6 protein-coding genes and 1 tRNA gene are annotated in these 8,936 nt (G+C 40.8%); 2 read left to right on the forward strand and 5 right to left on the reverse strand.

Features of this window, described 5'->3' with window-relative positions:
- Nucleotides 1-176 precede the first annotated feature (176 nt).
- From IIC38_04450 to IIC38_04470, 5 genes are all read right to left on the reverse strand, one after another.
- On the reverse strand, nucleotides 177-1,265 hold the full coding sequence (locus IIC38_04450; protein ID MCH8125197.1) for an ABC transporter ATP-binding protein: 1,089 nt from the start codon (nucleotides 1,263-1,265) through the stop codon (nucleotides 177-179).
- Nucleotides 1,262-2,947: an iron ABC transporter permease gene (locus IIC38_04455; protein MCH8125198.1), complete on the reverse strand. Its 1,686-nt coding sequence runs from the start codon at nucleotides 2,945-2,947 to the stop codon at nucleotides 1,262-1,264. Before IIC38_04455 ends, IIC38_04450 begins: the two co-directional genes overlap by 4 nt.
- A 70-nt stretch (nucleotides 2,948-3,017) precedes the next feature.
- Nucleotides 3,018-4,070, reverse strand: a complete 1,053-nt coding sequence (locus IIC38_04460; protein ID MCH8125199.1) for a Fe(3+) ABC transporter substrate-binding protein — start codon at nucleotides 4,068-4,070, stop codon at nucleotides 3,018-3,020.
- A gap of 12 nt (nucleotides 4,071-4,082) precedes the next feature.
- The gene (locus tag IIC38_04465; GenBank protein ID MCH8125200.1) at nucleotides 4,083-6,551 is read right to left on the reverse strand and encodes a TonB-dependent receptor; all 2,469 of its coding nucleotides are present in this window, start codon (nucleotides 6,549-6,551) and stop codon (nucleotides 4,083-4,085) included.
- A 34-nt stretch (nucleotides 6,552-6,585) separates the two neighbouring features.
- The gene (locus IIC38_04470) at nucleotides 6,586-7,128 is read right to left on the reverse strand and encodes a metal-dependent transcriptional regulator (GenBank protein ID MCH8125201.1); all 543 of its coding nucleotides are present in this window, start codon (nucleotides 7,126-7,128) and stop codon (nucleotides 6,586-6,588) included.
- Between the two features lie 748 nt (nucleotides 7,129-7,876).
- On the opposite strand from IIC38_04470, the gene IIC38_04475 reads away from it, so the two are divergent.
- A tRNA-Ala gene (locus IIC38_04475) sits at nucleotides 7,877-7,950 on the forward strand.
- A gap of 222 nt (nucleotides 7,951-8,172) precedes the next feature.
- Nucleotides 8,173-8,817 carry a cyclase family protein gene (locus IIC38_04480; protein MCH8125202.1) on the forward strand — a complete coding sequence of 215 codons (645 nt, stop codon included), beginning with the start codon at nucleotides 8,173-8,175 and terminating at the stop codon, nucleotides 8,815-8,817.
- Nucleotides 8,818-8,936 lie beyond the last annotated feature (119 nt).

Here is an 8,936-nt window from a genome sequence, read left to right on the forward strand (position 1 = left end):
ATGCTTCGCCCCTACAATATGTCCATTTGAATATTTGTTTGTCTTTTTTGGTAATAAATCGTAAGAGTTTTCTAAGTTCCATGCTCTCAAAAAACGTCAAATTCACCCATAAAATAAAACCAAATGTGGTTTATGCAAATAGAATTTGTAAAAAACTCCAGGGAGGAAAGATAAATTTATTTTGACAAAAACGAATTTGTAACAGTTTTCCACTCGTTCAATATCTGAATTTTTTGAACATCCGGCTTTACATGAATTCGTTGGTTTTTTTTGAGTTTAGTATCCAGGCTCACTGAAATTTGTAAGTTTTGGTTAGCGACTGGAGTGTTTAGAACAGAGAGAAGCACTTCTTGATGGTCACCGCAAAAAGTAACTTTGTCTACGCTGGCACAGATGCCTGGTTCGGATGTTGGAATAATATCAAAATGTTCAGGGCGAATGGATAAAATAACTTTATTTTTGCCGCTGTGTGGAAATTCAGACTCAATAAAACCGAGTGGTGTATCATATCCTTTGTTTGTTATTTTTGCTTCAACCAGGTTTGCTTTGCCGAAAAAACTCGCAACGCAGCAACAGATTGGTTTGGCATAAATCACTTCAGGGGTATCGATTTGACGGAGCCGTCCTTCTTTTATCAACGCTACCCGATCTGCGATTGACAAGGCATCTTTGGTATCGTGGGTGACAAAAATCGCCGTGGTGTTCGTCTGGTTGATGATTTGCTTTATGTCATCTCTAACCTGGTCTTTTAAATTTCGATCCAGGCTGCTAAAGGGTTCATCCAAAAGAACAAGCGATGGTTTCGGCGCCAAAGCCCGGGCTAAAGCAATCCTTTGTTTTTGACCGCCGGAAAGTTCATGCGGGAAACGCTGCTCAAAATCGCTTAATCCAACCAAATCAAGCAGTTCTTGAATCCGTTTATTCTTGGTTGATCGATTGCCGCCATTTATACCATAACCAATGTTATCCGAAACGGAAAGATGAGGAAACAGACCGGCATCCTGAAATACCATGCCGACCCCTCTTTTTTCCGGTGGTATGAATTTCTTACCGTCAAACATCACTTGATTTCGGATCAACATTTGACCTGTATTTGGTATTTCAAAACCGGCAATGAGACGCAGCAAAGTTGTTTTACCGCTGCCGCTTTCACCGACCAAAGCTATAATTTCGCCGGATTCAACAGTTAAATCGATATTTCTAACGGCAAAATTATCACGAGAGAAATACTTTTTGGAAATATTGTTTAGACTTAAAATACTCATTTAGCCTCTCTTGAAATCAGGTTACTTAGTATGATGATGGGTATAATACCCGTTAAAATAATAATGATTGCCGCATTGGCTGATTGAGCTACCATTTCGTCGCTTGCCAATTCAAAAGCACGAATTGACAGGGTATTAAAATTAAACGGTCTTAAAACCAGAATGATTGGCAACTCTTTCAGGACATCAACAAATACTAAAATTGCAGCGCCCAACAATGTTCCTTTAATTAAGGGCAAGTTGATTCTTCTTAATGTACGTAAAGGTGAAATCCCTAAAGAGCGTGAAGCCTCATCCAGTTTTTCACAGGTATTCTCAAAACCGGCTTTAATCGGGTTAAATGAAATAGCCAGGAATCGAACCAGGTAAGCAAAAATTAATGCAAAAATCGTCCCGGTCAACAATAATCCGGTAGAGATTCCAAAGTTGGCGCTCATGAATCCTGCTATGCTTTTATCTAATGAGATGAGAGGGATTAACACGCCAACAGCTATAACCGCTCCTGGCATTGAATACCCCAATACTGCAATTTGTGAGAATCTACTGGTTAAATACGAATGGTATAATCTGGCTGTATAAATAAGGACAAGCGCTACAAACACGCAAAGTAAAGCAGCGACTACAGCCAGAAAAAAACTGTTGAGAACCAGCACAATGAATTCGGTATTCACAACGTCTTTAGCAGTCTGCAAGGCCCAAGATCCCAGTTGAAGGACTGGAATGAAAAATCCAAACAGGAAAGGGACCAGGCAAATTGTGAAAGCAATACTTTTGCCAACCTTACCGAAAGTTAATTTTTGCATGGGTTTAAAGGATGAATCGCTGCTGGTAAATTTTGCCTTGCCTCGCTGCCAATTTTCCAGCCACATCAGGGAAAATATAAATATCATTAAGATTGCCGATAAGCGAATTGCAGCATCAGAATCTCCAAGAGAAAACCAGGCTCGAAAAATTCCGGTTGTAAAAGTTGGTATGCCAAAATATTTTACCGCTCCGTAATCATTCAATACTTCCATCAATACTAAAAACAGTCCACCAACTATTGCCGGCCGCGCCAACGGTAAAGCAATCTTGAAAAAAGTAGAGAATTGTCCTTTGCCTAAACTTCTTGAGGATTCTAAGAAGGTTCTGGATTGACGATGAAAGGAAGTCCGCGTAATTAAATAGACGTATGGAAACAGGGTAAACGCCAGAATAAAAATGATGGCTTCGATAGTCATCACGTCGAAAAAAATAGTGTTATTATCAATACCCAAAAAAGTTACCCATTTTTGCACTGGACCGGTATAATCAAAAATGCCGGCATAGGTATAAGCGGCGATATAAGTCGGAATGGATAAAGGTAGAATTAAAGCCCAGCTAAAGAATTTTCGCCCGGGAAAGTTGCAAGTGGTTACCAGCCAGGCTGTGCTTACTCCCATAATAAGAGAAAGAGATCCGACTCCGGCAATTAGTATGAAGGAATTGATAATGTAATCTTTCAAAACGGTGCTGGCCAGGTGTGACCAGGTAGAGCTTGGACTCGCAAAAAGATGACTAAAGATAATGAAAATGGGTATACATATGAGCAGGACCAGGAAAAGGGAGAAAATAGTCCAACCATTAAATCCGAATTTAAATTCGATCCTGAGTTGAAATAATATATCTTTCCAGGTTCTTATTGAAAGTCTTGCTACGGTCATATTTGAGATTCTTTACTCTGATTTGTGATTGCGTATCGAGGGATGTAACCCTCAAAATCATCCATTCAACCTACTTCCATCCGACTTCATCAAAGAGCATTACGGCTTCCCGATTGTATTTACCCAGAAGGGCCAAATTTAACGTGTCTGCCTTGAATTCGCCCCATGATTCAAGCAGGGCAGATCTTTTAGCATTTGGATTTACGGGATATTCAAAATTACCTTCTGCGAACTTCTCTTGCGTTTCCAGATTAGAGAGGAACTCTATCAATTGAATGGCATTTTCTTTGTGTTTCGCACTTGCCGTGACTCCTGCTCCGCTGGTATTAATGTGAGTGCCTCTGCCATTTTGATCGGGGAAAAATACACCGATTTGCTCCGCTACCTTTCTTTCTTCTTCAATACTGGAAGTAATCATTTTTCCGACATAATAACTATTTACAATGGCTACATCTCCTATCCCAGCAGCGATAGCTTTCATCTGGTCTCTATCGTTTCCCTTGGGATCCCGGGCAAAATTTTTGACGATTTTTTCAGCCCACTGTTTAGCGGCTTGTTTACCTTGAGTAGCAATCATCGATGCCAATAGTGATTGATTATATATATTGCCGGAAGACCTGCATAATATTTTGCCTTGCCAATTTGGTTTGGTTAAATCATCATAACTCGATAATTGTTCAGGGTTCACCCTGTCTTTCGAATATACCAGCAATCGAGCTCGTATGGTCAAGCCATACCAATATCCTTCCGGGTCGCGAAGATTAAGTGGAATATTTTTATCCAAACTATTCGATTGGATGGCTTGCAGTAATCCTTTCTCTTTCGCTCGATGCAATCGACCGGCATCTACCGTGATCAACAAATCTGCCGGGGAATCTAACCCTTCGATTTCAAGCTTTTTGATGAGTTCGTCTGCCGAGGCTGAAACCACATTCACCTGAATGCCGGTTTTATCAGTAAATTCTCTAAACAGTTGTTTGTCGATATCATAATGACGATGCGAATAAACATTCACGATATTATCTTCACCGGAATCGCTGCATGCAAAAACAAAAAGTCCGGTAACGAACAGCAATAATACAGAAATGGATTTCAAGGCAATTTTATTTCCTATGATTTTCATGGTGAAAATTTCTCAGAAACTCGTTTTAATTCCGCCCATAAATGTTCGGGGCAGGCCGGGTCTAATACCGGCAGGGCGTCTGGCGGCAATGTATTTTTGATTTGTAAGATTCCTGATTCCGATGAATAAACGGTTGGTTGATGTTATGGAATATTCCGCCACCAGATCTAAAACCAGGTGACTTTTTATACTTTCAGAATCCAATAATTCACCAGAACCTGCCTTTGTTCGCATACTGCCGGCATGTTTTGCGCTTAATTTTAATTGCCACAGTTTTCCTGCAAGTCCCAGGCTTGCTGCAAATTGATGGTTAGGCAAATAGGGCAGTTCATCTCCTGTACTAACCGTTCTCCATGGCTCATAATCACTCACAAAATCGTTATTAAACTTGGCATTTGTATAAGTATAACTTAGCCGAAAGGGTATGGAGTATTTAGTATTTGAATTGCCAAGATCAGTATCCACCATGAACTCAAGACCCTTTACTTTAACCTTGCCGCCATTGAAGAGATCAGTTGTTCCCCGGCCGCCACTGGCCGCCAAATCCGAGCCTAACAAATTGTCATAATCATTGAAAAACAGTGTTGAGTGAATACTGAGTTTACCTGTGTTTAATCGAAATCCTAATTCGTAATTAATACTCTCTTCCGGTTTTGCCCCTTCTTTTGATCCGGGCGGGGCGAATCCTCTGTGAATGCCAAAGAATGATGTTAATGAAGAGGATATTCTGTAGTTGATCCCAATACCGGGAATAACGATATTTATTTTATTTTCGCGTTCTTTTAAGTCTGTAGCACTTCTCTCAGGATCGGTATTGCCGTAATCCAGGCGTTTCAGCGTGATATCTTCGTAACGCATGCCGGGAAGAAAGGTCCATTTCCCTGAAGTTAATCTATACTGGAGGTAAAGGGCCAATGCTTTCGCTGATTCGATGCGATTACTTTCGGTGCCTGGAATTCCCGGCGTTGTTAATTTCATGGTTCCATTATCCATGGCAAACATGTCGACCCATTGAAATCGATCCATTTGATCACCGTGATAACGAATGCCAAATTCCAGGTCATGGACTGCTCCCAACCGGTTAAATTGATATCCAGCCACCGATTGAATGCCCTGTGAATAATATTTGCGATTGTTATTTTTCACTTCGAGAGCGTTGTCATTCAAACTATTCGATCCGGTTAGAATGGCAAATTCGTTGAAATAGAATTCAGGATCTTCAAGAATCTTAGAAATACTTACAGGACTTCCGTCAGATTCAATCATTACCCTATCTAATTTGAACCAGTTTCGCTTAAACTCGTTGCGGTAGATTGTAGTGGTAAAATCCAGGGAACTGTTTATTTGAATAAAATGCCGCAATTGAAATTGTTTTTGTTCGGCATCCATCAGATCCATTTGTGAAGCTGAATAACGGCGATAAGGAGTTTTTGCATAATCCGCATCGGTAAGACCCAGGTAGGTTTCGTTGGAGAGTTCTGTCACTTGTCCGATTTTTAATGTTAATGCCTGGTAATGCCTAGCGTTTTTATGGGTGTTCAGTCGCAGTTTAGCGAGGTAATCTTTTTTATCAAAGCCGGTATCTCCACCGCCATCCAAATTTTTGAAACCATCAACATTCATCTGGTATGTTTCAATGAGGAAGCCATAGTTTTTATACGAATCTCCCACAATCACATGCAGGTTGCGGGCATCGTTGGCGCCGGCAAAAAAATCTGTAGAACCATGAAACTCCGTGGGGATAGGTGTGGAAATCATATTTAAAGCGCCGCCTGTCGTAAATGGGCCATATTTTATTTGGCTTGAACCTTTTCTTACTTCGACGCTGTGCATGCGGCCGACGGTGGGAAAATAGTAAGCCGCCGGAGCGGAATAGGGGGCTGGCGCCGTGAGAATACCATCTTCCATCAATGTGATCTTTTGACTGCGGTCTACGCCGGTGCCCCGCAATCCTATATTGGGTCTAAGTCCGTAGCCATCTTCTTCCTGGATGTTTACACCAGGAATATCGCGGAGCACTTGATGAATATCGTAATGGTTGTTTTGCGCCATTTCCCGCGGTCCGATATAATGCACCGCGCCGGGAATGGGGGCAATTTGATTTTCACCGCCGGTCAGCATAACACGGGAAACGATTACTCGCGATAATTCAATAGCCTGGATTTGTAAACCAATGTTAAGCGTTTGCGTGGCTCCTGCTGTAATTTCTATCTCTTTCTTCTCTATTTTGTAACCGATTCTACTGACAATTAACGAATATTTTCCTGGTGGAATATTTGCAATTTCATATTCGCCGGATTTGGCTGATGCCGAACCAAATGTGGTTCCATCCAAAGTAATGTTGACATTGGCCAACGCTTCTTTGGTAAATTCGTCGGTGATTGTTCCTTTTATGATCCCGGTTTGGGCAAATAAACTCAGGGGAGTACAAATTAAAATAAAAAGGGAGGTTAAAACCGTTGTAAGTAAATTCCGTTTCACTACACTATTCCTAAGTACGATGATTCTATTTTATTTAATTCTGTTCCGGATCACACACTTCACAAATTTCTGTGTAAATACATTCATCGATACACAGGTTACAGTTTTCCACATCTCCTGCCGCAATGGGTTGATACGCCTTTAAATCTTTCAAGAATTCCGTAGTTTTTTTGTCGCCGGATGAAACGAATTGCACAAAATGAAGTAACTGTTCACCTGATTCCTGACTAATCAGATGCTCGATTTTACAGGCATCAATTTCCGCTTGTTCCGGAGTTACGCTTAAAACCTCGGAGAGAAATTTAATGATAATTTTACGCTTGGCAATAACTGAGCGGACCGTATGTTTGCCCATTTGGGTCAGCTGAACAAACCTGTTTAAATCCTCCTCGATGTATCCCCGTTCTTTGAGATGCTTCAGGGTAATGGATGCACTGCCTTTGGTGATGTTAAGGTATTTGGCCACATCCGTAACCCGGGAGTAGCCATGCTTGTTCAAGAGATCGTTCACTGCCATCAAATGATGGGCAATACTGTGGGTGATCTCGTTATGTTCGAACTCTTTCCAGACTTCCATTTTACTATCCTTTAGTTTTATTGGCAGGTCTACTATTATATAGATGATACAATAGTTTTATTAACCAAACTAATGGTTAGACCATATAACAAATGAAATATCCGTGCAACAATAAAATGAGATTTTTGGGGGCGGGGAAATTTATTGGGGAGATTATAGTTGCCCATTTAGCTTGTTGGCCTTAAATATCATGTTAGAGTCAGATTATGAAAATAGGGATGAGGTTTTCGGCTTATTATATTAGTACGAGCGCGCCAATACCATGTTTGACAATATCGACAATTTAGAGGAGGAGAACGGTCATTCATGAAGATAAAATGTAGTTACAGATAGAAAGCAACATGGTTTCTTTGCAAGATAAAAAGTGCGCCCGTCATGTCGAATCGGTTGGGATGCTTCACTGAATTCTATCATTTACTTTTAAATCCCGCCGCCAGGATCGGACTCTTCTCCATACCCTAAACCCGGATTAAGAGCGAGTTTTCCGTGAATGGCGGTGGATTTTGTTTTTTCATTTTTACTTGCCAAATGGATATTCTTGACGATATATTATGCATTAGCTAGAACAGCGAGGGTTTTTGAACCCTTATGGCAAGCCATACACTAGGAGAGAAAAATCGTCAGCTAGGAGGCTAACAAGCTAAAAAGTGAGCGATTTTTAAGTGCTTGTAACTTGAGACCTTCAAAAGTGTATGGTTGAATTTCTGCGAGGTGGAGCTCTCGGGCTCCACCTTTTTTTGTATAAAGTGCCCCCGTCGTCTAATTGGATAAGACGCTGTTCTAGCTAAGCAGGAAATGCGGGTTCGAATCCTGTCGGGGGTACTACTTATTTTTTCCATTTACTTCTTCATTTTCTCTTTCATAACCCTCCGCTCGTATTGTCTCCGCCTTGTCTCACTCAACCATTGCCCTTATTCCCAGGCAGCACATACACATTAGTAAAGTTCCGCGCGCGTACAGAAACGAGCAAGCTTTTTTTATTTTACTTTCAAAAATAATACATCATATATTACCTAATAAATCAAGAACCATAAAGAAACCAGTATGAAACTTATCGATATATCCGTTCCGGTAAACGAACAATCACCCCATTGGCCAGGCGATCCTGGAATAAAAGTGAAGCCATTTTTCAATCACAAAAATGACGGTTTTCATCTCACACGAATGACACTTCATAGCCATGCCGGTACTCACATCGATGCCCCGTACCATTTTTATGAGGATGGATTAAAGATCAAGGATATTGGCCTGGAGAAATTTTTTGTCTCTGCAAAAGTGGTAGAGTATCCAGGAACAAATGATATTTCTCAAGAATTTATAGCCACATTGGATTTGGAGGATGTGCAAGCTATCCTTTTCAAAACTTCGAATTCACGCTGGTGGCAAAATCCAAATGAGCCATTCCATGAGGATTTTATTGCGATGGATCAATCTGCTGCTTTGGCTTTCGTAAATAAAGGACTTACATTGGTTGGCATCGATTATTTTTCAATTGAGGCTTATGAAAGCGTTAATCATGAAGTTCACCAAATTTTGTTAGAGAATAACATCTTGATTTTGGAGAACCTGGATCTTAATGATGTGAAACCGGGAAATTACCAGCTTGTTTGTTTTCCACTTAATATTGGCAGTGATGATGCCGGGCTTGTAAGAGCGGTTTTGGTATGTAACGCAAGACTTGAGACTTGAGACTTGAGACTTGAGACTTGAGACTTGAGACTTGAGACTTGAGACTTGAGACTTGAGACTTGAGACTTGAGACTTGAGACTTGAGACTTGAGACTTGAGACTTGAGACTTGAGACTTGA

The organism is candidate division KSB1 bacterium (genome assembly GCA_022566355.1).
GTDB lineage: Bacteria > Zhuqueibacterota > JdFR-76 > JdFR-76 > DREG01 > JADFJB01.